We start from the raw sequence: 25661 nt of genomic DNA on the forward strand, positions 1-25661 counted from the left end.
TTATATGCCTTATTATTACCACTGCTTACTAGTTAAACATTCTTAACCAGTCGGCAAGTTCATTTTCCTCAAAATTACAGAATAATCCAACACGAATATGATACGAAAACTTTGAAGGTGTTTCATTTTTCAACAAAGATGTTTCATTTTGTAAATTTGAGGGAACTTTTACAAAGCACAAAGAGCTTGAAAATATAGCACTTATAATCAAAAATAAACAAACACCATTAAAAATCAATGAGTTAACAAAACAATCTTTACAGCACTGAATGACAAAACAAAACCACCTGACATCTCTAAAATAACTCCCGCTATCATCATTAACTTTATTTATTACCGTCATTCAGTTTTGAATGTCTGTTTATCCCTAATTCAACCGGATGCTGAGCATTCGGTTTTTTTTTACCTTTCTTTACGTAAATACCTTTTTTTTGTGCTACCACATGGAAATAATAACGACTATTAACTAAATTACGCCGAAATCATTTCCGTATGCCCGTCATTACTACAAACTTAATTTCTTGTTTATTCGTGCTATTTCCTGACTGATATCGTCCTTTATTTGTACATCTCCCGCCTGCTTGTACACGTTTAAAGCAAGGTGCACTCCCGATATTCTCGGCGGAAAAAGTCGCTTGTTCTCAGACAGTGACGCTGGAAATTCAGTTATTACCCTTTATACTGCCCTATCCCCTTAAAGCGTGGCCATCACGGGTTAAACATATCAATGAGTCAGTCTGAAACCACCGCCTCAAGTAAGTTCTCTCTTCTTCCCGGGAGCATCACCCGTTTCTTTCTTCTGTTGATCATTGTGCTGTTAGTCACGATGGGGGTTATGGTTCAGAGCGCGGTTAACGCCTGGCTGAAGGATAAAAGCTACCAGATCGTTGATATCACGCATGCCGTGCACAAACGTATTGATACCTGGCGCTATGCGACATGGCAGATTTACGACAATATCGCTGCGGCCCCGGCGACATCTTCAGGGGAAGGCCTGCAGGAGACACGTCTTAAGCAAGATGTCTATTACCTCGAAAAGCCCCAGCGTAAGACGGAGGCCCTCATTTTTGGCTCTCACGACAGCGCAACGCTTGAGATGACACAGCGCATTTCAACCTATCTTGATACCCTCTGGGGCGCTGAGACCGTGCCGTGGTCGATGTACTATTTAAACGGTCAGGACAACAGCATGATCCTGATCTCCACGTTGCCGCTAAAAGATCTCTCGTCCGGCTTTAAAGAAACCACAGTGGGCAGCATTGTCGACTCCCGCCGGGCAGAAATGTTGCAGCAGGCTAACGCCCTTGATGAACGCGAGAGCTTCTCTTCGCTGCGCCGTCTGGCCTGGCAAAATGGGCATTACTTTACCCTGCGTACCACGTTTAACCAGCCAGGACACCTGGCGACCGTGGTGGCCTTCGACTTGCCTATCAACGATTTGATCCCCCCGGATATGCCGCTGGACAGTTTCCGCCTTGATCCAGACAGCAATACACAGAATATGCGCACTACGCCGGACAAAGAGGCTGTAGAGAGTGTATCCATCTCCTTTAACGGCTCGAAGATTGAAATTGCGTCTTCGCTGAACTCAACCGGCATGCGCCTGGTGTGGCAAGTGCCGTTTGGTACATTGCTGCTCGATACGCTGCAAAACATCCTGTTACCGCTGTTACTGAATATCGGTCTTCTGGCGCTGGCGCTGTTTGGCTACAGCACCTTCCGTTTTCAGCCAGGGCGTCAGAGTGACGCCTCTTCAGTTCCGGCAGGAACCAGCAATGAATTACGCGTGTTACGCGCACTGAACGAAGAGATTATTTCCGTGCTGCCGCTTGGGGTGCTCGTGCACGATCAGGAAGCGAACCGCACGGTGATGAGCAATAAAATTGCCGATCACCTGTTGCCACATCTGAACCTGCAGAATATCACCACGATGGCGGATCAGCATCAGGGGGTGATTCAGGCGACCATTAATAATGAACTGTATGAAATCCGCCAGTTCCGCAGCCAGGTGGCTTCCCGCACACAAATCTTCGTTATCCGCGATCAGGACAGGGAAGTGCTGGTGAATAAAAAGCTCAAACAGGCACAAAGGCTGTATGAGAAAAACCAGCAGGGCCGTGCCGCGTTTATGCAAAATATTGGCGATGCTTTCAAGCAGCCGCTTAAAACGCTGGCCACACAGGCGGCGGCGTTGAGCACAGCTGAAAGCCATCAGCTTGCCAGCCAGGCCGACTCACTGGTTCGTCTGGTTGACGAAATCCAGCTTGCGAACATGCTGGAGAATGACATCTGGAAAGGCACCCCAACGCTCTTCTCCATCCAGAATCTGATCGATGAAGTGGTTCCGGATGTACTGCCCATCATTAAGCGCAAAGGGCTACAGCTGCTGATCAACAACGCCTTACCGGCGAATGACGAACGTCATGGCGATCGCGAAGCCCTGCGTCGGATCCTGCTGATGCTGATCCAGTACGCGGTAACCACCACCCAGATTGGCAAAATCACCCTGGAAGTCAGCACCGACGAATCAACGGACGACCGCCTGACGTTCCGCATTCTGGACACTGGCGAAGGCGTCACGGTCAGTGAGATCGATAACCTGCACTTCCCGTTCCTGAACGATACCCAGAGCGATCATTATGGCAAAGCCAATGCGCTGACCTTCTGGCTGTGCGATCAGCTGGCGCGTAAGCTTGGTGGCCACCTGAACATCAAGGCGCGCGAATCGCTTGGCACACGCTACTCTCTGCACGTTAAAATGACCGCCAATCCGCAGGAAGAAGATGAAGAACGCCTGCTGGATGACGTGGTGGTGATGGTCGATGTGACCTCAAATGAGATCCGCAATATCGTGGTTCGCCAGTTAGAAAACTGGGGCGCAGCCTGCATCACGCCGGATGAAAGACTCTCAAGTCAAGAATTTGATCTGTTTTTAACTGATAATCCGTCTAATCTTACTGCCTCCGGCTTGCTTTTAAGCGATGATGAGCCAGGCGTGCGAAAAATCGGCCCTGGCCAGATGCGCGTCAACTTTAATATGAGCAATGCGATGCAGGAAGCTGTACTACAACTTATAGAAGAGCAACTGGCGCAGGAAGAGATACCGGAATCCCCGTTAGGCGGTGATGAAAACGCCGAACTGCATGCCAGCGGTTACTATTCACTCTTTGTTGATACAGTACCAGATGATGTTAAGCGGTTGTATACTGAGTCCGCTGCGAATGATTTCGCGGCGCTGGCACAGACAGCACACCGGCTTAAAGGGGTGTTTGCCATGCTTAATCTGGTTCCCGGCAAGCAGTTATGTGAAACGCTGGAACATCTAATTCGTGAGAAAGATGCCTCTGGCATTGAAAAATACATCAGCGACATTGACGCCTACGTCAACAGCTTGCTGTAGCAAGGTAGCCTTATACATGAACAATATGAACGTAATTATTGCCGATGACCATCCGATTGTACTGTTCGGTATTCGCAAATCACTTGAACAGATCGAGTGGGTGAATGTAGTCGGTGAATTTGAAGACTCTACAGCGCTCATCAATAACCTGCCGAAACTTGATGCACACGTTCTCATTACCGATCTCTCCATGCCCGGGGATAAATACGGTGATGGGATCACGCTCATCAAATACATTAAACGCCATTTCCCGGACATCTCGATCATCGTTCTGACCATGAACAACAACCCGGCGATCCTGAGTGCCGTACTGGATCTGGATATTGAAGGGATTGTCCTTAAGCAGGGTGCTCCAACCGATCTGCCAAAAGCACTTGCAGCACTGCAGAAAGGCAAGAAGTTCACCCCTGAAAGCGTTTCACGTCTGCTGGAAAAAATCAGCGCGGGTGGCTACGGTGACAAACGCCTGTCACCAAAAGAGAGCGAAGTGCTGCGCCTGTTCGCTGAAGGTTTCCTGGTCACCGAGATTGCCAAGAAACTGAACCGCAGCATTAAGACTATCAGCAGCCAGAAGAAATCCGCGATGATGAAACTGGGTGTGGACAACGATATTGCCCTGCTGAACTATCTCTCCTCCGTGACGCTGAGTGCAACGGACAAGGATTGATCGTCAGCGAGTGAGCGGCCTGATGCCCTCACCCCGGCCCTCTCCCACAGGGAGAGGGAGAACAAACAAAAAAGGCCCTTATGGGCCTTTTTTATGTCCGCGTTTTTCTTACGCGATCGGCATAAATTGACAGCGTCTGTTTGAGAACGTCCAGCGTAACCGGCTTCGACAGACAACTGTCCATGCCTGATTCCAGACACCGCTGTTTCTCTTCCGCCAGAGCATTTGCCGTCACGCCCACAACGGGCAGCGTCAGCCCAAGCTGACGAATGCGCTGCGTCAGGCGATAACCGTCCATATTCGGCATGTTGACGTCGCTGAGCACAATATCAATATGGTTCTTACTCAGCACATTCAGAGCATCCACGCCGTCATTGGCGGTTTTACACTGGTAACCCAATGAACCAAGCTGGTCGGCCAGCAGACGACGGTTGATAGGATGGTCGTCCACCACCAGAATCATCATATCGTCGTTCGCCGGTGTCAGAGAGTCCGGTGACGGCAAAGCGGCCGTGCCCTCGCCGTCTTCCAACTGCACGCTGTAAATGTGCGCCAGCAAACCTAACAGCTCATGCGGCGTTGCCACACTATGCAACCATTCCCCCGGAACATGCTCAAGCGGAATGCCGATGTGACGACGACAGAAGATCACCGTCCCTCGTCCCTGCCATGTCTGTTTCTGCATGCCATCCGTGATGAGCATATCATCCGCATCCGGCGTCTGACCTTCATAACTGGATACCCCCACACCACTCTGAATGAGCAGTGCCGTCAGGTAATCATTCAGCGATGCGTTATGCACCGCCAGCCAGCAGTGTTTACCGCTCAACCCATCGACCGTTGTTTTAGCCGGATACTGCGCCGAATAGAGCGGAATACGGATGGTGAACTGGCTTCCCATACCTGGCTCAGTATCCACGGAGATATCTCCGTCCATCATGCTGATCAGCTTCTCACAGATCGCCAGACCCAGCCCGGTGCCCTGGAAGTTACGCTGCACACCGGTCCCCACCTGGAAGAACGGATCAAACAGACGAACCACTTCCTTCGCCGGAATACCCACTCCCGTATCCCGCACGCGAATACTCAGGTAGTCCCCTGCCCGACACACGTGCAACACAATACAGCCGACGTCGGTAAATTTGATGGCGTTGCTGAGCAGGTTAGAGATGACTTGTTGCAGGCGCATCGGATCGCCCTGCAGCGTCAGCGGCACATCCGGTTCGATAAAGCAGTAAAGTCCCAGTTGCTTACGCACCACCAGCGGCATATAGTTGGCGCTGATATGGTTCATCACCTCGCGTGGAGAGAACTCACGCGGCTCAATTTTCAGCTGCTCGGACTCAATTTTAGAGAAGTCGAGAATATCGCTGATGATTTTCAGCAGCAGGCTTGAGGAGTTGTTCATCGCCGTCACCAGCCTGTCGACCCCTTTCGGCAGTTCTTTGGTCTGCAGCAGATCGAGGTTACCGATAATCCCGTACAGCGGAGTACGTAATTCGTGGCTGACGGTGGCAAGGAACATGGATTTCGACTGGCTGGCTTGTTCCGCCGCCTGCGCCATATCCTGTAATGACTCCTCCATCTTCACGCGCGCAGAAACATCCACCAGCACGCAAATCGCCACGTTTTCGTTACGATAACGCGAGTGAACAAAGCTAATTTGCAGGTTAGTGTGGGTGCTGGTGAGTACGTCCACAAAGTTAACCTGCTGCCCGCAGATAATCTGCGTCAACCGCTGTCTGTCTTCATGCGTCAGCATGTTCAGGTAGTTATGTGCCAGCTCGTTACTGAGGATGTTCGTGCCGTCCTGCGTGCGCAGGATACAGATCCCCACCGGGGCGGAGGCGACAATTTTACGGTTAAACTGCTCGTGCTCCTCCATTCTCTGGGCGTCATTTTCGGCGGGGATAAAGATCTTCCGCTCGTACATGCGAGCCAGTGTAAACAACACGATACCCACCAGCACATTCAGCAAAATGGCGTTCAGGATCAGAATGCGAATGCGCTCCAGCACCATATCGACAGGCAGCGAATAGACAATACTCAGCGACGATGGCGGTAAGCTTTTCTTCAACACCAGCTCACGGAAGCCCGAGGTGTAGCCAAACCACGAACGCTCCTGCATCCAGTGTGGATCGACTTGCAAACGGTTCTCTGGCCCGGTGAGTGAAATCAGGGGATGACCGTTTTCATCCAGAATAGTCACGCCCATCGGCAGGCTGCCCGGCGTGAAGAAGTTTTCCATGCGGATGGTCTGTTCAATGCCCATCAATGCCTGCAGGCGATTACCCAAATACACCGGCGTCAGGGCATAGAAATACCCGACGCCCATGCGTGGCCCCTGGCTTATCCAGAAGATATTATTACTGCGTTCATCCTGAGGGGCATTACGGTATTTCACTATGCGCTCGTGCAGGCTCTTTAGCGCATCATCGCGCTCGACGGGCATATCGCGCAGGCCAAAATCGGCCATACAGAGGTTTTCACTGCCAATCAGGAAAACGCGGTTCAGGTCATAGGCCGCAGAAAAGTTGTCACGCCAGTAGCGCATAAACCACGCGAGTGATTCCAGCGAGCCGCGCCAGGCATTGCCCATCGCCGAACAATCCGAATCCGGGAACAGCGGCTCGAAATCCGGGACTTCCGTTTTGTCATCACGCCCACGGATGGCAAGGATGCCGTTCTCTGCCGTCAGGCGGTTTTCGGCAATGTACTTCAGTTCCTTCATCACGTCAGACGTTCGCTGAATATAGCGCTGAGCCTGATCGGAGCTTAAGTTGAACTCCTGACGGATCTCCGATTCTTTCTGGTGCAACGCGTTAACGATGTAAAACACCGAGAACAACGCCACCAGCAACCAAAGCAATAGCGCCAGCGCCCGAAACAGATAGCGAGAGACTTTCAGCGTGGTACGAAAGGAGACGAGGTATTTCAAAGGGGCGAGGCTCCGCCGTCGGGGTCAACAAGAATGTGGTTAAGGTAGCGGTAAACGCGCCAGGTCGCAACGTTCACTTATCTGCATCTGCAAAAGAAAAGGGCCGGAATCCGGCCCTTTTTACATCAGGAGACATTACTCGTCAGCGTCATCCGCTGCATCATCGTCAGTGTCCGCTTCCGGCGCGATGTCATCATCACCTTCCGCTACGCTACCGTCGATGGAATCGAGCTCTTCGTCATCCACTGGCTCAGCAACACGTTGCAGACCCACGACGTTTTCATCTTCCGCAGTACGGATGAGAATAACACCCTGGGTGTTACGACCGACCACGCTGATCTCGGAAACGCGCGTACGCACCAGTGTACCGGCATCAGTGATCATCATAATCTGGTCGGTATCATCTACCTGCACCGCGCCCACAACAGAACCGTTGCGCTCGGTAACCTTGATAGAGATAACGCCCTGCGTGCCACGAGACTTGGTCGGGTATTCGCTTTCTGCCGTACGTTTACCGTAGCCATTCTGCGTCACGGTCAGGATGGCACCTTCGCCACGCGGAACGATCAGGGAAACAACTGAGTCTTCACCCGCCAGTTTGATGCCGCGAACGCCGGTCGCAGTACGCCCCATTGCGCGCACTGCGTTCTCTTTAAAGCGCACCACTTTACCGGCGGCAGAGAACAGCATCACTTCATCAGAACCGGAGGTCAGATCCACGCCAATCAGCTCGTCGCCTTCGTTCAGGTTCACCGCGATAATACCGGCAGAACGTGGACGGCTGAACTCGGTCAGCGCAGTTTTCTTCACGGTACCGCTGGCGGTTGCCATAAAGACGTTTACGCCTTCTTCGTACTCGCGTACTGGCAGGATGGCGGTGATACGTTCGTTCGCTTCCAGCGGCAGCAGGTTAACGATTGGACGACCACGCGCGCCACGGCTCGCTTCCGGCAACTGATAGACTTTCATCCAGTACAGACGACCACGGCTTGAGAAGCAGAGGATCGTGTCATGGGTGTTCGCCACCAGCAGACGGTCAATAAAGTCTTCTTCTTTAATACGTGCCGCAGATTTGCCTTTACCGCCACGACGCTGTGCTTCGTAGTCGGTCAATGGCTGATACTTCACATAGCCCTGGTGAGACAGGGTGACCACCACATCTTCGCGGTTGATCAGATCTTCAATGTTGATATCAGAGCTGTTCGCGGTGATTTCGGTGCGACGCTCATCGCCGAACTGTTCACGTACCAGTTCCAGCTCTTCGCGGATCACTTCCATCAGGCGCTCTGCGCTACCGAGGATATGCAGCAACTCAGCAATCTGCTCCAGCAGTTCTTTGTATTCGTCGAGCAGTTTTTCATGCTCAAGGCCGGTCAGTTTCTGCAGACGCAGATCCAGAATCGCCTGGGCCTGCTGTTCAGTCAGGTAGTACTGACCGTCACGCACGCCGAATTCCGGCTCCAGCCACTCAGGACGCGCAGCGTTATCGCCCGCACGTTCCAGCATCGCCGCCACGTTGCCCAGATCCCACGAACGCGCAATCAGGGCTGCTTTTGCTTCAGCCGGCGTTGGCGCACGGCGAATCAGCTCGATAATTGGGTCGATGTTTGCCAGTGCAACGGCCAGTGCTTCAAGGATATGCGCACGGTCACGCGCTTTGCGCAGTTCGAAGATGGTACGACGGGTCACCACTTCACGGCGGTGACGCACAAACGCGCTCAGGATCTCTTTCAGGTTCATGATCTTCGGCTGACCGTGGTGCAGCGCCACCATGTTGATACCGAAGGAGACCTGAAGCTGAGTCTGGGAGTACAAGTTGTTCAGAACAACTTCACCCACCGCGTCGCGTTTGATTTCAATCACGATGCGCATACCGTCTTTGTCAGACTCGTCACGCAGCGCGCTGATACCTTCAACACGTTTTTCTTTTACCAGCTCGGCGATTTTTTCAATCAGACGCGCCTTGTTCACCTGATACGGGATCTCGTGAACAATGATGGTTTCACGGCCGGTTTTGGCGTCCGCTTCCACTTCGGCGCGGGCACGGATGTAAATCTTGCCGCGACCGGTGCGGTACGCTTCTTCAATACCACGACGACCGTTGATGATCGCCGCCGTCGGGAAGTCCGGCCCCGGGATGTGTTCCATCAGCCCTTCAATGCTGATGTCTTCATCGTCGATATAGGCCAGGCAGCCGTTAATCACTTCCGTAATGTTGTGCGGCGGAATGTTGGTTGCCATACCGACGGCGATACCTGACGAACCGTTAACCAACAGGTTCGGGATCTTGGTAGGCATGACATCAGGGATTCGCTCGGTGCCGTCGTAGTTATCGACGAAATCAACGGTCTCTTTTTCCAGGTCGGCCATCAGCTCGTGAGCGATTTTCGACATACGGATTTCCGTATAACGCATCGCCGCCGCGGAGTCGCCATCAACAGAACCAAAGTTACCCTGACCATCTACCAGCATGTAACGCAAGGAGAATGGCTGTGCCATACGGACGATGGTGTCATACACGGCAATATCACCATGCGGGTGATATTTACCGATGACGTCACCCACGACACGGGCAGATTTTTTGTAGGCTTTATTCCAGTCATTGCCCAATACGTTCATGGCGTATAGTACGCGACGGTGTACCGGCTTCAGGCCATCGCGGACGTCCGGCAGCGCACGGCCAACAATGACCGACATCGCATAGTCCAGATAGGAGCTCTTCAGCTCTTCCTCGATGTTAACCGGTGTAATTTCTCTCGCAAGGTCGCTCATCTAACCGCTATCCCTCTACTGTATCCCGGATTCAAAGGTCGCAAATTATAACACAGCCGCGGTGATTGAGGTAAACCAATAAGCTTTATTCACCCGCGCGGGCTGATATACTCCGAAGTCTTGCTAAATAAGGAGTAAAAGCGTCCATGAATGCCGAAAAATCCCCGGTGGCTCACAACGTTGACCATGAAGAGATTGCCAAATTCGAAGCGGTGGCGTCCCGCTGGTGGGATCTCGAAGGTGAGTTTAAACCTCTGCACCGCATTAACCCGCTGCGTCTGGGCTATATCGCGGAGCGTTCCGGCGGACTGTTCGGTAAGAAAGTCCTCGACGTTGGCTGCGGCGGCGGCATCCTGGCAGAAAGCATGGCGCGTGAAGGGGCAACCGTCACCGGCCTGGACATGGGGTTTGAACCGCTGCAGGTGGCGCGTCTGCATGCGCTGGAATCCGGCGTCCAGGTGGAATATGTGCAGGAAACCGTTGAAGCACACGCGGCAAAGCACGCACATCAATACGATGTGGTGACCTGCATGGAGATGCTGGAACACGTACCCGACCCGCAGTCCGTGGTCAATGCCTGTGCAAAACTGATTAAGCCTGGCGGTCAGGTCTTCTTCTCTACGATCAACCGTAATGGCAAAGCCTGGCTGATGGCCGTGGTGGGTGCGGAGTATGTGCTGCGCATGGTGCCAAAAGGTACACACGACGTGAAGAAATTCATTAAGCCTGCTGAGTTATTGAGCTGGGTTGACCAGACGTGGCTCAAAGAGCAGCACATGACCGGGCTGCATTACAATCCATTAACGGACAAATTCAAGCTCGCACCGGGCGTGGATGTTAATTATATGTTGCACACAACGACCAAAAACGACTAACGTCATCAAATATTCTTATAAAGATTGCGCGACATCATGTTGCGCAATTTTGACCTCTCGTTGAAGAAATCAGCACTCGATCAAATTTTGAATTTTTTTTCTTAATTATTGACATGTCTTCCAGGCCTTACGGTACGAGGACTTAGCCTTTTTTACCCTTTCACAACCTCAATTTAACGTCAAAATCAACCCTTGTGCTGAAAAGAATCCTTACTAGAATACTCACCATATAGCGTTTTTCTTATCGCAAAACCCCTACATGTAGTATTTATCCACAGAGTTAGTCACAAGACGGACCTGTGGATAAACGGGGGGATATTTTTTATTTCACGGACAGGTAAAAACCCACATGAATCAGAGTCTGCTGGTGACAAAGCGCGACGGTACTACCGAGCGTATCAATCTGGACAAAATCCATCGAGTTCTCGACTGGGCAGCAGAAGGACTGAACAACGTATCTATCTCCCAGGTTGAACTGCGTTCCCATATCCAGTTCTACGATGGCATCAAAACGTCTGATATCCATGAAACCATCATCAAGGCTGCGGCGGATCTGATCTCCCGCGAAGCACCGGATTATCAGTACCTCGCTGCACGTCTGGCGATTTTCCACCTGCGTAAAAAAGCCTACGGCCAGTTCGAGCCGCCAAAGCTTTACGCTCACGTGGTGAAAATGGTTGAGCTGGGCAAATACGACACGCATCTGCTGGAAGACTATACGGAAGAAGAGTTCGAGCAGATGAACGGGTTTATCGATCACTGGCGCGACATGAACTTCTCCTACGCGGCGGTGAAGCAGCTCGAAGGTAAATACCTGGTTCAGAACCGTGTGACCGGCGAAATCTACGAGAGCGCTCAGTTCCTCTATATTCTGGTAGCCGCCTGCCTGTTCTCAAACTACCCGCGTGACACCCGTCTGGAATACGTGAAGCGTTTCTACGATGCGGTTTCCACGTTCAAAATTTCTCTGCCAACGCCAATTATGTCTGGCGTGCGTACCCCTACCCGTCAGTTCAGCTCCTGCGTACTGATCGAGTGTGGTGACAGCCTGGACTCCATCAATGCCACGTCCAGCGCGATTGTGAAATACGTCTCCCAGCGTGCCGGTATCGGCATCAACGCGGGCCGTATCCGTGCGCTGGGCAGCCCAATTCGCGGCGGTGAAGCGTTCCACACCGGCTGTATCCCGTTCTACAAGCACTTCCAGACAGCGGTGAAATCCTGCTCTCAGGGCGGCGTGCGTGGCGGTGCTGCGACCCTGTTCTACCCAATGTGGCACCTGGAAGTCGAAAGCCTGCTGGTACTGAAAAACAACCGTGGCGTTGAAGGCAACCGCGTGCGTCACATGGACTACGGTGTGCAGATCAACAAGCTGATGTACACCCGTCTGCTGAAAGGTGAAGAGATCACTCTGTTCAGTCCGTCCGACGTCCCGGGTCTGTACGATGCGTTCTTCGCCGATCAGGACGAATTCGAGCGCCTGTACACCCAATACGAAAAAGACGACAGCATCCGCAAGCAGCGCGTGAAAGCGGTGGAACTGTTCTCCCTGATGATGCAGGAACGTGCTTCTACTGGCCGTATCTACATCCAGAACGTTGACCACTGCAACACCCACAGCCCGTTCGATCCAGTGGTTGCGCCAGTGCGCCAGTCTAACCTGTGCCTGGAAATTGCCCTGCCGACCAAACCGCTGGAAGACGTGAACGACCAGAACGGTGAAATCGCCCTGTGTACACTGTCTGCGTTCAACCTGGGTGCGATTAAGAGCCTGGACGAGCTGGAAGAGCTGGCCGTGCTGGCCGTTCGCGCGCTTGATGCCCTGCTGGACTACCAGGATTACCCAATCCCGGCGGCAAAACGCGGTGCAATGGGCCGTCGTACCCTGGGTATTGGCGTGATCAACTTTGCGTACTGGCTGGCGAAACACGGTAAGCGTTACTCCGACGGCAGCGCGAACAACCTGACCCATGAAACGTTTGAAGCTATTCAGTATTACCTGCTGAAAGCCTCCAACGAGCTGGCAAAAGAGCAAGGCGCGTGCCCGTGGTTCAACGAAACCACCTATGCGAAAGGCATTCTGCCGATCGATACCTATAAAAAAGACCTGGATGCGATTGCTAACGAGCCGCTGCACCTGGACTGGGAAGCCCTGCGTGAGTCCATCAAGACGCACGGCCTGCGTAACTCCACGCTCTCTGCCCTGATGCCGTCTGAGACCTCTTCACAGATCTCTAACGCCACCAACGGTATCGAGCCACCGCGCGGCCACGTCAGCATCAAAGCGTCGAAAGACGGTATCCTGCGTCAGGTGGTGCCAGACTACGAGTTGCTGAAAGACAACTACGAGCTGCTGTGGGAAATGCCGAACAACGACGGTTACCTGCAGCTGGTGGGTATCATGCAGAAGTTTATCGACCAGTCGATCTCTGCCAATACCAACTATGACCCGACGCGCTTCCCGTCAGGCAAGGTTCCGATGCAACAACTGCTGAAAGACCTGCTCACCGCCTATAAATTTGGCGTGAAAACGCTGTACTATCACAACACCCGTGATGGTGCGGAAGACGCGCAGGACGACCTGGCACCTTCTATCCAGGACGATGGCTGCGAAAGCGGCGCATGTAAGATCTAATGAAGGGCGGGGATATCCCCGCCTTTATTTCGTAAGACAGGACCCCAATTCATGGCATACACCACCTTTTCACAGACGAAAAACGACCAGCTCAAAGAGCCGATGTTCTTCGGCCAGCCGGTCAACGTGGCACGCTACGATCAGCAAAAGTATGACATTTTCGAAAAGCTGATTGAAAAGCAACTCTCCTTCTTCTGGCGTCCGGAAGAAGTTGACGTTTCCCGCGATCGTATTGATTTCCAGGCGCTGCCGGATCACGAAAAGCATATCTTCATCAGCAACCTGAAGTATCAGACGCTGCTGGACTCCATTCAGGGACGTAGTCCGAACGTAGCGCTGCTGCCGCTGATCTCCATTCCTGAACTGGAAACCTGGGTGGAAACCTGGGCGTTTTCTGAGACGATCCACTCCCGTTCTTACACTCATATCATCCGTAACATCGTGAACGATCCGGCGGTGGTGTTTGACGATATCGTCACTAACGAGCAGATCCAGAAGCGTGCGGAAGGTATTGCGCACTACTACGACACACTTATCGAGATGACCAGCTACTGGCATCTGCTGGGTGAAGGTACCCACAATGTGAACGGTAAAACCGTCACCGTGAACCTGCGTGCGCTGAAAAAACAGCTGTATCTCTGCCTGATGAGCGTGAACGCGCTGGAAGCGATTCGCTTCTACGTCAGCTTCGCCTGCTCCTTCGCGTTTGCCGAGCGCAAGCTGATGGAAGGCAATGCCAAGATCATTCGCCTGATTGCCCGTGACGAAGCCCTGCACCTGACCGGAACTCAGCACATGCTGAACCTGCTGCGCAGTGGCACCGACGACCCGGAAATGGCGGAAATCGCCGAAGAGTGCAAACAGGAGTGCTACGACCTGTTCGTGCTGGCCGCGCAGCAAGAGAAAGAGTGGGCAGATTACCTGTTCCGCGACGGTTCAATGATTGGTCTGAACAAAGACATCCTGTGCCAGTATGTTGAGTACATCACCAACATCCGTATGCAGGCCGTCGGTCTTGACCTGCCATTCCAGACGCGTTCTAACCCAATCCCGTGGATCAACACCTGGCTGGTGTCCGATAACGTGCAGGTTGCACCGCAGGAAGTGGAAGTGAGTTCTTACCTGGTGGGTCAGATTGACGCGGAAGTGGATACTGACGACCTGAGTAACTTCCAGCTCTGATGACACGCGTAACGCTCAGTCTTTCCGGTACAGAAGTGCTGTGCCGGGAAGAGCACCCTTCTCTGCTGGTGGCGCTTGAAGCCCATCAGGTTGAGGTAGAGTACCAGTGTCGTGCCGGGTATTGCGGCTCCTGTCGCTGCCGTCTGGTTGCGGGCCAGGTGGACTGGCTGACTGAACCACTGGCCTTTATCAACGAAGGGGAAATTTTGCCCTGCTGCTGCCGGGCAAAAGGGGATATTGAGATCGAGATGTGATTGTGTCGAGTGGCGCTTCGCTTACCCGACCTACAAAACCGCAGTTCGTAGGCCGGGTCAGGCGCAGTCGCCACCCGGCAACTTCAGCGCTTATCCTTCAGAAAGCTCACCGCTTTATCCGGGAAATCCGTAAACAACCCGTCCACACCTGCCTGGTTATACAACACGTCATAAAGCTGATCCACGTTTGTCGCATAGTCCGGCAGCTTATCGGCACGCACCGTATACGGATGCACCTGCATCTTGCTGGCATGCGCCTCTTTCACCATTGCCGTCAGCTTCACGTGACCCGGTGTTGAACCTTCCGCCACCAGCATATGGTAGTCCGGGCCGATACCATCCGCGTACTGCGCAATCTGCTTCATCGCGCCTGGCGTAAACATCCAGTCGTAATTGTAATTCACCCACTTCCCGTCCGGCTGCTTCTCCTGGGTTTCATTCCAGTCGGTGTACGCAATCAACTGCACCAGATTGAGGTTCATCCCCATCTTCGGCTCCAGCTCGGTTTTGATGCGCTTCAGTTCAGCGGCATCAAAACACTGCAGGTAGACCTTGTCCTTCTTGCTGGTGTAGCCATACTGCTTCAGCACTGCCAGCGTTTTCGCGGCAATATCTTTGCCTTCCTGGTGATGGAACCACGGCGCTTTGATTTCCGGGTAGATACCGATATTTTTGCCCGTTGAGTGGTTCAGTCCCTGAACGAACTCAATCTCCTCTTCGAAGGTATGGATGCGGAAATCAGACTTGCCCATCGGGAAACGTCCCGGATAGACCTGCACCTTCTTACCGTCTTTAATCTCGAAGCCTTCGGTAAACTTCAGCGAGCGGATTTCCGCCAGTGTGAAATCAATCGCATAGTAGCGGCCATCTTTACGGGCGCGATCCGGAAAACGTTCGGCCACGTCCGTCACGCGGTCAAGGTAGTGGTCATGCAGAACGACCAGCTGGTCATCCCTGGTCATCACCAGATCCTGCTCCAGATAATCAGCGCCCTGCGCGTAGGCCATCGCTTTTGCCGGCAGGGTATGCTCCGGCAGATAACCGCTCGCACCACGGTGAGCGATCACAATTTTATCGGCTGCCAGCGCAGAGCCCGTCATCAAACCTGCCAGCAGCAGGCCGGTAGCCAGGTGGGTCAATTTCATCATAATTCTCCTTATTGACGACGCGCCTGCACGTCGGCGTGGTGACGTCTTTCCCCAATCATCACGACAACCAGCAGCAGTACCGCCAGCACGCTACCGCCAATCATCACCATAAAGCCGCCGTCCCAGCCGAAGAAGTCAACGGTATAGCCCACGATGGCGCTTGCCGCGACCGAGCCGCCCAGGTAACCGAACAGGCCGGTAAAACCTGCCGCCGTGCCAGCCGCTTTTTTCGGAGCCAGCTCCAGCGCGTGCAGACCAATCAGCATAACCGGGCCGTAAATCAGGAAGCCGATGACAATCATACAGGCCATGTCCACGCCCGGGTTACCCGCCGGGTTGAGCCAGTAAACGACGGTGGCAATGGTCACCAGGGTCATAAAGAAGACGCCCGTCGCACCGCGGTTGCCTTTGAAGACTTTGTCCGACATCCAGCCGCAGATCAGCGTGCCCGGAATACCGGCATATTCATACAGGAAATAGGCCCAGGAGGATTTATCCAGCGCGAAGTGTTTCACTTCTTTCAGGTAGGTCGGCGACCAGTCGAGGATGCCGTAACGCAGCAGGTAAACGAACACGTTAGCCACTGCGATGTACCACAGCAGTTTGTTTGGCAGCACGTACTTCATGAAGATCTGTTTTGCCGTCAGCTCTTCTTCATTTTGTTCGCTGTAATCATCCGGGTAGTCGTTTTTGTACTCTTCAATCGGCGGCAGGCCACAGGACTGCGGCGTGTCACGCATCATCGCAAAGGCAAAAATCGCCACCACGACCGCGCCAAAGGCTGGCATATAGAGTGCGGCTTTCCAGTCGTTAAACCAGGCCATCCCCAGCAGGAACAGCAGTGGTGGAATGCCCCCGCCCACGTTATGGGCACAGTTCCACACGGACACCACGCCGCCACGCTCTTTCTGCGACCACCAGTGCACCATCGTACGCCCGCAGGGTGGCCATCCCATTCCCTGGAACCAGCCGCATAAGAACAACAGCACGAACATAATGGCGATGCTGGAGGTCGCCCACGGCACAAAGCCCATAAACAGCATCACCGCTGCCGCCAGAATCAGACCGGCTGGCAGGAACACGCGCGGATTCGAGCGATCCGACACAGAGCCCATGATGAATTTAGAAAAACCGTACGCGATAGAGATCCCCGACAGCGCGAACCCCAGATCGCCACGTGAAAAGCCCTGCTCCACCAGATACGGCATGGCAAGCGTAAAGTTTTTGCGTACGAGGTAATACGCCGCATAGCCGAAGAAAATCCCGAGAAAGATTTGCCAACGCAGACGGCGGTAAAGCGGATCTATTTCTGCCTCTGGCAGACGCGCCTGATGCGGCGCAGGTTTGAAGATACTGAGCATGACAGCCTCCGTGGCCTATGTATTGAATTTTCGGGGGTTTAACTGCCCCACGACTCCAGAGAGGCGGCGATGTTAAGAAATCACAGTGATTGTTACTGTGAATCAACGCACAGATTGTTACAGAAATATGACAATACGCGCAAAAAAGCGCATGAAATCACGTTTCACTTTCGAATTGCGCTCGATTATGTTCGAAATCAAACAAACCACAGTTTTGATGTGGCTAAATGGTAAAAAAACGAACACGAGGGAAGACAATGACAATTCACGATCCTCGCTACAGCGATGTGATTATCATTGGTGGTGGTGCGACCGGTGCCGGGATCGCGCGTGATTGCGCACTGCGCGGGTTAAGCGTTACGCTTCTGGAACGTCATGATATTGCGACGGGTGCAACCGGACGCAATCATGGCCTGCTGCACAGCGGCGCACGCTATGCCGTCACCGATGGCGAATCCGCACGCGAGTGCATTGCCGAAAACCAAATCCTCCGACGCATCGCCCGCCACTGCATCGAGCCGACCGACGGTCTGTTCATCACGCTTCCCGAAGACGACCTGGCATTTCAGTCGACGTTTATAACCGCGTGCCGCGCGGCGGGTATTCAGGCTGAAGCTATCGACCCTGCCCTCGCGCGTCGTATCGAGCCTTCCGTTAACCCGATGCTGACCGGTGCAGTTAAAGTCCCTGACGGTACCGTTGATCCCTTTCGCCTGACCGCCGCCAATATGCTGGATGCCCGCGAGCACGGGGCGCGTATTCTGACCGGACACCAGGTAACGGGACTGATCCGCCAGGGAAATACCGTCCGTGGTGTACGCGTTTTCGACACGCAATATCAGGAACACAGCGAGTTGTATGCCAGCGTGGTCGTCAATGCCGCGGGGATCTGGGGGCAGCACATTGCAGAATACGCGGAACTGTCCATCCGCATGTTCCCGGCCAAGGGTTCACTGCTGATCCTCGATCACCGTATTAATAACCATGTGATCAACCGCTGCCGTAAACCCTCCGACGCCGATATTCTGGTGCCCGGCGACACCATTTCGCTCATCGGCACCACCTCAACTCACGTCGACTACAGCGAGATCGACGACAACCGGGTAACGGCTGAAGAGGTTGACATTCTGCTTCGTGAAGGGGAAAAACTGGCTCCCGTGATGGCCCAGACCCGCATTCTTCGCGCTTACGCGGGCGTGCGCCCGCTGGTGGCCAGCGATAACGACCCAAGCGGACGCAACGTCAGCCGCGGTATCGTGCTGCTCGATCACGCACAACGTGATGGCATGGACGGTTTTATCACCATTACGGGCGGCAAGCTGATGACCTATCGCCTGATGGCGCAATGGGCCACCGATGCCGTCTGCCGCAAACTTGGCAACACCGGGCTCTGCGTAACGGCGGAGCAACCGTTGCCCGGTTCGCGCCAGACGACCGAAACCACGTTGCAAAAGATCATCTCTCTGCCCGCCCCCCTGCGCGGCTCGGCCATCTATCGCCACGGCGACAGAACGCCGCAGTGGCTGGGTGAAGGGCGTCTTAGCCGCAGCCTGGTGTGCGAGTGTGAAGCCGTTACCGCCGGTGAAGTGCAATATGCCGTGGAGAACCTGACTGTCAATAATCTGCTCGATTTACGTCGCCGCACGCGCGTCGGAATGGGGACCTGTCAGGGCGAACTGTGTGCCTGCCGCGCCGCCGGGCTGCTGCAACGTTTTCACGTCACCACCGCCACCCAGTCGCTTGCACAACTCAGCGATTTTTTAAACGAGCGCTGGAAAGGTATTCAGCCTGTCGCCTGGGGTGATGCCCTGCGCGAAAGCGAGTTTACCCGCTGGGTCTATCAGGGACTTTGCGGTCTTGAGAAGGAACAACACGATGAAATTTGATACCACGATCGTCGGCGGCGGACTGGCGGGTTTACTCTGTGGCATCAGGCTCACGAAACAGGGGCTGCGCTGCGCCATTATCACCCGGGGTCAGAGCGCCCTGCATTTCTCGTCTGGCTCTCTGGATCTGCTGGACGCCGCATACCACGACACGCTGCCGCCAGAACATCCCTATAGCCTGACTGGCATGCACAATATTCCCCACTTCGCCCATGAAGCGGAACGGCTTCTGGCGGAGTGTGGCGCGCGGTTACAGGGCAATGCCCGGCAAAATCATCAGCGCGTCACACCGCTTGGTACCCTGCGATCCGCCTGGCTCAGTCCGGAAGAGGTTCCCGTCGCGCCCGTCAGCGCAGCGCGCGTGCTGGTGGTTGGGATCAGCGGTTTTCTTGATTTCCAGCCCCATCTCGCGGCGGCATCGCTCTGCCAACAAGGCGTTAATGCAGAGACAGCGGAGATAGACCTTCCTGAGCTTGATGTCCTGCGCGACAACCCAAGCGAGTTTCGGGCGGTGAATATCGCCCGGCTGCTGGATAATGAGGACAAATGGCCACTGCTGTATGACGCGCTCAGGCCGCTCGGTGAAAAATGTGACGCGCTGTTTATGCCTGCCTGCTTTGGTCTGACGGATAACCGCCTCTGGCGCTGGCTGTCGGATCGCCTGCCCTGCACTCTCGGCTTACTGCCAACGCTTCCCCCTTCCGTACCCGGCATTCGCCTGCATAATCAGCTTCAGCGCCAGTTTATTGCTCAGGGCGGCGTGTGGATGGCGGGTGACGAAGTGAAAAAAATCACCCTCACGGAGGATGCGGTGAGCGAAATCTGGACGCGCAACCACGGTGATATCCCCCTTCGCACACGATTTGCAGTGCTGGCCAGCGGCAGCTTCTTCAGTAACGGGTTACTGAGCAGCCGCGAGGGCATCCGGGAGGCCATTCTGGGACTGGATGTGCGGCAAAGCCCCTCCCGTGCAGACTGGTATCAGAGTGATTTCTTTGCCCCACAGCCCTGGCAACAGTTTGGGGTCATCGTCGATGAACATCTGCATCCGCAGCTCGCAGGTACCCCCATCAATAATCTCTATGCCATCGGCTCGATTCTGGGGGGTTACGATCCCATCACTCAGGGCTGTGGCGGCGGTGTCTGCGCCGTGACGGCACTCTATGTTGCCGGACAAATCTGCCAACGCGTGGAGGCGGAACAATGAACGATACCCGCTTTGAAAGCTGCATTAAATGCACGGTCTGTACGACGGTCTGTCCGGTCAGCGGCGTGAACCCGAATTATCCTGGCCCGAAACAGGCCGGACCGGACGGGGAACGTCTGCGCCTGAAGGACGGCGCGCTGTATGATGAAGCGCTGAAATACTGCATCAACTGCAAACGCTGTGAAGTTGCGTGCCCGTCGGATGTCAAAATCGGCGATATCATCCAGCGCGCCCGCGCGCGTTATAGCAGCCAAAAACCGACGCTGCGCGATGCCATTCTTAGCCATACCGACCTGATGGGCACGGTGTCGACACCTTTCGCCCCATTGGTGAATGCCGCCACATCGCTGAAACCGGTGCGCCAGTTGCTTGATGCGACGCTTAAGATAGACCATCACCGCAGCCTGCCAAAATATTCTCACGGTACCTTCCGTCGCTGGTACAAGTCCGTGGCGACAGAACAGGCGCAGTTTACCGATCAGGTTGCCTTCTTCCACGGCTGCTACGTGAACTACAACCATCCGCAGCTGGGTAAAGACCTGCTGAAAGTGCTGAACGCAATGGGAACAGGCGTGCAGTTGCTTAACAAGGAGAAGTGCTGCGGTGTTCCGCTGATTGCCAACGGTTTTACCGACAAGGCACGCAAACAGGCCAAAAGCAACGTCACATCCCTGCGTGAGGCGATTGTCGACAAAGGTATTCCGGTACTGGCGACCTCCTCAACCTGTACCTTCACGCTACGCGATGAGTACCCACATCTGCTGGATGTGGATAACAGCGGCCTGCGGGAACACATTGAGCTGGCGACACGCTTCCTGTGGCGCAAACTGGACAGCGGACAAACGTTACCGCTCAGGAAATTACCGCTGAAAGTGGTGTATCACACACCGTGTCATATGGAAAAGATGGGCTGGGCGCTCTATACGCTGGAGCTGCTGAGGATGATCCCGGGGCTTGAACTGACGGTGCTGGATTCGCGCTGTTGCGGAATTGCAGGAACCTACGGCTTTAAGCGTGAAAACTACGAAACCTCTCAGGCCATTGGCGCACCCTTGTTCCACCAGATTGAAGAGAGTGGAGCCGACCTGGTGGTGACAGACTGTGAAACCTGCAAGTGGCAGATAGAAATGTCCACCAGCAAGCGCTGCGAACACCCTATCACCCTACTGGCAAAAGCGCTGGGCTAAGTGGTGCCGGGGGAATATGCCCCGGCAACACCGCTTATTCGACAAACAATGACTCAACGATGTTAATCCAGCCGTGATCGCTGGCGACCTCTTTGCCGTTCAGCCAACGGCGCAGCATGTTCAGCGCCATCATGGCACATACCTCCTGACGCACCACCAGACTGTGGCGGGTGATCCCCATTTTCACCCGCAGTGCATGCGTGCCTTCCGGCGTCGCCAGGGCGAAATTAAGGTGCTCATCATCGACACCGCCCACGGCCAGCGCCAGCCCGGCGAAATGGTTCACCCTGCGCTCAGACGCCCAGCGAGCCGTCTGTGCCAGCGTCTCTTGCTGGAACGGTACAACTTCGCTGGCCAGCAACGGCGCACTGGCACGCGAAAGCTGCAGCGCCAACAGCCCTGCGGTGAACTGCTCACTTAAGGTCACGCTCAGCTGGCGGGATTGCAGATGGCGGGCAATCTGTGCAGGCAACCCTTCCGTCCCTTCAAAGATCAGACTCTCACCCGCCACGCGTTGCACCTCTGGCCATAGCGCCAGCATAGCGGCCTTCTGCGTTGCCGGGCCTGTCAGCTTCAGCTCGATGATTGGCATGGAGGAGCGATACCCCATCGATACGTCCGGCGGCAGCGGCAGGTGGTCAAGACTTTGGGCCAGATCGCTTTCAGAGCGGCCAAAGGTGGTCAGACGCAGGCACAGCGGTGGCTCCGGCAGGGTAAAACGTTCGCGCAGACGCGGCAGAATTTGCTGCTCGACCATCACTTTAAATTCAGACGGCACGCCCGGCGTGAAGAACATCAGACAGCGATTCAGCTTAACGGCAAAACCGCAGGCGGTACCGACGGGGTTGTCGATAAGTTCCGCACTGGCCGGAATTTCAGCCTGTTTGCGGTTGCTGGGGGCCATGACGCGCCCACGCTCCGAAAAGAAACGCGCCATCTGCGCCAGCCACGCTTCATGCAGCACCAGCTCTTCGCCTTTGGCCGTCGCGGCAGCCAGCGCGCTGAGATCGTCGCTGGTGGGGCCAAGTCCGCCGTTCACAATCAGCACGTCAGCGTGCTCACTGCGTTCGCGCAGAATATTCACCAGCGAATCAAGATTGTCGCCCACCGTGTTGCGACGCGTTAACGGTAATCCCTGCTCAAAGAATAAATCGGCAAGCCAGGCGGCATTAGTATCAATAATTTGCCCATGCAGCACTTCGTCGCCGGTGGATAACATTTCCACGTTTATCATTGTGTTCTCCCACTTCTATGGTCAAAACACTATAGCGCAATTGATTGCGGGAAGAAGAGAGAAACTGGCGCGACAGAACGCCGCGCCGGAGTGGTTAGAAACCTGCGCTCACACCCACATACGGGCCATCTGCCAGCGCATTGTCACGGTTACCGTCTTTACCCGCCAGGTTCAGATAGCGGTAGCCTGCTTCAATGGTGATTGGACGCATGATAGTCCAGCGCGCACCGGCGTTGGCTTCTTCATAGCTTTCAATGCCGCTGGAGAGTGAATCCGGAGAATAGTAATACTCGCCAAACAGACCGAAGCTGTCGCCGATTTTCCACTGCAGGCCGCCACCGACTGCCGCCGCGTAACCTTCGTCGCCGTCATTCGGATTGGTGTAAACGCCTTTACCGCCCACGGTTGCCAGGAATGGGCCAAGAGGAATGTTCAGACCGAGACCGAGGCTGGCTGCATCGCCGTCGTCATCGTTATGCGTCCAGCCGCCGCTCATCGCCAGACCGGAGGTTTCTGTGCCCATGCCAAAGCCCAGGTGGGTGTAATCCTGACCAGCCGAGCCGTTGATGCTAATGGCGTTAGCCGCCGCAGAAACAAACATCAGGCCGCTGAGGCCCAGTAATGCCACTTTTTTCATTGTCGTGATCCCACACAAATTATTTAGAGATGTCCCAAAAACCGCGAGATTTTAACCTGAGTCAGCCCGGGATCAATGTACTCTGCGTGCGTCAGACAATTAGATTGTAACGATATGATACTTTCCGGTTTTTACATCAGCAGTAAAAACCGCATTTTCACACTCAGTCCCCCCAGGGTTTCACTGCGCGTAAGCTGAAGGTGGCTCCTGTGCAGCCGGGCAATATCACCGGCCAACGCCAGCCCAATCCCCGACCCGGCCACCTCTCCGACGTTGTCCAGCCGGTGAAATGGCTGCATCGCCTGGTGCATCAGATGTTCATCAATCCCCGGGCCACTGTCTTCCACGCGCAGTTCCACCGCTCCGTTATCTGCACGCAGGTAAACCGTCACAATCCCCTGTACCGGGGTGTATTTGATGGCATTCTCCAGCAGGTTGGCACAAAGCTCCCCCAGTAGCACCTCATCGCCATCTATCATGACCGGCTGTTGAACACCCTCATACCCGAGATCAATTGCCTTACTCCGCGCCTGCGCCAGCCTGGAGAAGCAACAATGCTGTACCACCTGAACCAGATCGACAGGCGCAAACTGGCGCTCCCCCTGCTCTTTACACTTCACCGCAGAGAGCTGAAGCAAACGCTCAGTCAGCAGAATGGTGTTATCCAGCGTAACGTTCATCGCCCGCAAACTCTCCTGCCACAACGCCGGATCGTCACGCGTCAGGGCAACCGAAACCTGCGTTTTGAGCACCGCCAGTGGAGTTTTGAGCTGATGAGAGGCATCGGCGTTAAAGCGTTCCTGCCGTGAAAGCACCCCGCGCAGTCTGTCGATATAACGGTTAAACGCGACAATCAGCAGACGCGTTTCTGACCAGGGCAACAGCTCCGGCAGTGGCGCAAGCAGACCAGGTTCACGCCGTACCATCAATGTTGAAAGCTGACGCATCGGACGCAGTACGCGACGCAACAGCCACGCGGTAAGGACGAGCGTCAGGAGCACCAACAGACCCTGAGTGACCCAGGACGAAAAGAGCAACTGGCTGGCAAGATAGCGACGGGACTGGAGCGTTTCGGCGATGTAGATCTCTGCCATCCCCATGATATTGCCCTCATTGACAGGCTGAAGCAGCCGGGCGACGCGGATGGCCTGCCCGCGATACTCCGTGTGATAAAACCATGCCAGCGCCGGATAAAGCGTCGTGCGTGATGTTGCGGGCGGCATCTTCGGCAAATCGTCATAACCGGAGATCACCCGCCCGTCAGGGTCGACCACTTTGTAGTAAAGCCGGTCATTCATATTGAGTTCAAAACTGTCGAGCACCACCCAGGGAACGTTGACCTCCAGCCTGCCGTTATGCACCACCAGCCGCTCTGATACCGTGCGGGCAGAGGATAACAGCGTTCGATCATAAGCCTGAGTAGCCGCCTGTAGTGCGCTGACGTAGCTGTTAAAGGCCGAGAGTCCCCACAGCAACAGCAGTGGCAACCCCAGAAAGAGCAGCAATTGCAGGTAAAGAGACTGCGGTTTAACCCACTTCATCGCCACACTCCAGAACGTAACCCAGCCCTCTCAGCGTGATTATCCGTACCCCGCTGCCGCTCAGTTTTTTACGCAAGCGATGAATATAGAGATCAATACTCTCCGGGCTCACGTCGTCGTTCAGGCTGAACACCTGATCAAAAAGCTGTTGGCGGGAGACGGGCCGTGTTCGGCGGTACATTAATACTTTTAGTAAAGAGAGCTCGCGCGGCGTCAGCGAGAGCGGCTCATCGCGCAGCAGAAAGAAACCGTCGTCATCGTACTCCAGCTCTCCCAGACGCTGGCGCTCCAGGGTTCGGCCTTCACTTCTGCGCAGCAGCGCACGCAGGCGCGCGTCAAGCTCCTCCAGTTCGAAAGGTTTCGGCAAATAGTCATCCGCCCCGGCATTGAGTCCTTTCACCCTGTCCGCCACGTTGCTACGAGCGGTCAGGAACAGCACCGGCAGCGTTTGTCCGCGCTTTCGCAGACGTTGCACCACCTCCAGACCGTCAAAACCGGGCATCCCGATATCGAGGATAGCCACCGCATAGCGTTCCCCCTGCAGGAGATGGTCAGCCGCACGCCCGTCGCTCACACAGTCCACGGCAAAGCCTCCCTGTACCAGCGCCTTCTCCAGCCAGTGAGCCAGCTCGTGATTATCTTCTGCCAGTAAGAGACGCATATCACATCCTGTAAAGTTCGTGTCGCATTGAAAGGGAAATGAAAGGTTAATGTTTTAACAATCACGCAACGGAATC

The 25661-nt window shown here is 54.6% G+C and carries 17 protein-coding genes; 9 read left to right on the plus strand and 8 right to left on the minus strand.

What is annotated here, in order from left to right; translation table 11 throughout:
- The first annotated feature begins 727 nt into the window (after window positions 1–727).
- The gene (rcsD, locus tag HV318_RS06575) at window positions 728–3400 is read left to right on the plus strand and encodes a phosphotransferase RcsD (RefSeq protein WP_182272097.1); all 2673 of its coding nucleotides are present in this window, start codon (window positions 728–730) and stop codon (window positions 3398–3400) included.
- Between the two features lie 16 nt (window positions 3401–3416).
- Window positions 3417–4067: a response regulator transcription factor RcsB gene (gene rcsB, locus HV318_RS06580; protein WP_003859405.1), complete on the plus strand. Its 651-nt coding sequence runs from the start codon at window positions 3417–3419 to the stop codon at window positions 4065–4067.
- Window positions 4068–4158: 91 nt separating this feature from the next.
- Here the strand turns inward: rcsB and rcsC are convergent, their stop codons facing one another.
- Window positions 4159–7005 (minus strand): two-component system sensor histidine kinase RcsC, encoded by a 2847-nt coding sequence (gene rcsC, locus HV318_RS06585; protein ID WP_182272098.1) that lies wholly within the window; start codon window positions 7003–7005, stop codon window positions 4159–4161.
- A 135-nt stretch (window positions 7006–7140) separates the two neighbouring features.
- A complete protein-coding gene (gyrA, locus tag HV318_RS06590) occupies window positions 7141–9777 on the minus strand; it encodes a DNA topoisomerase (ATP-hydrolyzing) subunit A (protein WP_182272099.1) in 2637 nt (878 codons plus the stop codon).
- A gap of 146 nt (window positions 9778–9923) precedes the next feature.
- On the opposite strand from gyrA, the gene ubiG reads away from it, so the two are divergent.
- The 4 genes from ubiG to yfaE all read left to right on the plus strand — a co-directional run bounded on the left by ubiG (window position 9924) and on the right by yfaE (window position 14723).
- Window positions 9924–10652 (plus strand): bifunctional 2-polyprenyl-6-hydroxyphenol methylase/3-demethylubiquinol 3-O-methyltransferase UbiG, encoded by a 729-nt coding sequence (ubiG, locus tag HV318_RS06595; RefSeq protein WP_182272100.1) that lies wholly within the window; start codon window positions 9924–9926, stop codon window positions 10650–10652.
- 349 nt (window positions 10653–11001) lie between these two features.
- Window positions 11002–13287 (plus strand): class 1a ribonucleoside-diphosphate reductase subunit alpha, encoded by a 2286-nt coding sequence (gene nrdA, locus HV318_RS06600; RefSeq protein ID WP_182272101.1) that lies wholly within the window; start codon window positions 11002–11004, stop codon window positions 13285–13287.
- Between the two features lie 51 nt (window positions 13288–13338).
- The gene (gene nrdB, locus HV318_RS06605; RefSeq protein ID WP_182272102.1) at window positions 13339–14469 is read left to right on the plus strand and encodes a class Ia ribonucleoside-diphosphate reductase subunit beta; all 1131 of its coding nucleotides are present in this window, start codon (window positions 13339–13341) and stop codon (window positions 14467–14469) included.
- A complete protein-coding gene (yfaE, locus tag HV318_RS06610) occupies window positions 14469–14723 on the plus strand; it encodes a class I ribonucleotide reductase maintenance protein YfaE (protein ID WP_182272103.1) in 255 nt (84 codons plus the stop codon). The genes nrdB and yfaE overlap by 1 nt, the downstream gene beginning before the upstream one ends.
- Window positions 14724–14806: 83 nt before the next feature.
- Here yfaE and glpQ read toward each other — a convergent pair whose 3' ends face one another.
- On the minus strand, window positions 14807–15868 hold the full coding sequence (gene glpQ / locus HV318_RS06615) for a glycerophosphodiester phosphodiesterase (RefSeq protein WP_182274548.1): 1062 nt from the start codon (window positions 15866–15868) through the stop codon (window positions 14807–14809).
- 11 nt (window positions 15869–15879) lie between these two features.
- Window positions 15880–17232: a glycerol-3-phosphate transporter gene (gene glpT / locus HV318_RS06620; protein ID WP_182272104.1), complete on the minus strand. Its 1353-nt coding sequence runs from the start codon at window positions 17230–17232 to the stop codon at window positions 15880–15882.
- 257 nt (window positions 17233–17489) lie between these two features.
- Between glpT and glpA the strand changes: the two genes are divergently transcribed.
- Genes glpA through glpC form a run of 3 tightly spaced genes read left to right on the plus strand, consistent with a single transcriptional unit; the run spans window position 17490 to window position 21512 of the window.
- Complete coding sequence (gene glpA / locus HV318_RS06625) at window positions 17490–19118, plus strand: anaerobic glycerol-3-phosphate dehydrogenase subunit A (protein ID WP_182272105.1); 1629 nt, start codon at window positions 17490–17492, stop codon at window positions 19116–19118.
- Window positions 19108–20325, plus strand: coding sequence for a glycerol-3-phosphate dehydrogenase subunit GlpB (gene glpB / locus HV318_RS06630; protein ID WP_182272106.1), 1218 nt, complete (start codon window positions 19108–19110; stop codon window positions 20323–20325). Before glpA ends, glpB begins: the two co-directional genes overlap by 11 nt.
- Window positions 20322–21512, plus strand: a complete 1191-nt coding sequence (gene glpC / locus HV318_RS06635; RefSeq protein ID WP_182272107.1) for an anaerobic glycerol-3-phosphate dehydrogenase subunit GlpC — start codon at window positions 20322–20324, stop codon at window positions 21510–21512. The genes glpB and glpC overlap by 4 nt, the downstream gene beginning before the upstream one ends.
- A 34-nt stretch (window positions 21513–21546) precedes the next feature.
- Here the strand turns inward: glpC and HV318_RS06640 are convergent, their stop codons facing one another.
- The 4 genes from HV318_RS06640 to tctD form a co-directional block, all read right to left on the minus strand.
- Window positions 21547–22746, minus strand: coding sequence for a nicotinamide mononucleotide deamidase-related protein YfaY (locus tag HV318_RS06640; protein ID WP_182272108.1), 1200 nt, complete (start codon window positions 22744–22746; stop codon window positions 21547–21549).
- Window positions 22747–22840: 94 nt separating this feature from the next.
- Window positions 22841–23383 carry a YfaZ family outer membrane protein gene (locus tag HV318_RS06645; RefSeq protein ID WP_182272109.1) on the minus strand — a complete coding sequence of 181 codons (543 nt, stop codon included), beginning with the start codon at window positions 23381–23383 and terminating at the stop codon, window positions 22841–22843.
- Window positions 23384–23514: 131 nt separating this feature from the next.
- Entirely contained in the window at window positions 23515–24924 is a 1410-nt protein-coding gene (locus HV318_RS06650) for a sensor histidine kinase (RefSeq protein ID WP_182272110.1), read from the minus strand.
- Window positions 24911–25585, minus strand: a complete 675-nt coding sequence (gene tctD, locus HV318_RS06655; protein ID WP_182272111.1) for a transcriptional regulator TctD — start codon at window positions 25583–25585, stop codon at window positions 24911–24913. The genes HV318_RS06650 and tctD overlap by 14 nt, the downstream gene beginning before the upstream one ends.
- Window positions 25586–25661: the final 76 nt, after the last annotated feature.

The sequence above is a fragment of the Enterobacter sp. RHBSTW-00901 genome (assembly GCF_014103115.1).
In the GTDB taxonomy this organism is placed as follows: domain Bacteria; phylum Pseudomonadota; class Gammaproteobacteria; order Enterobacterales; family Enterobacteriaceae; genus Enterobacter; species Enterobacter cloacae_P.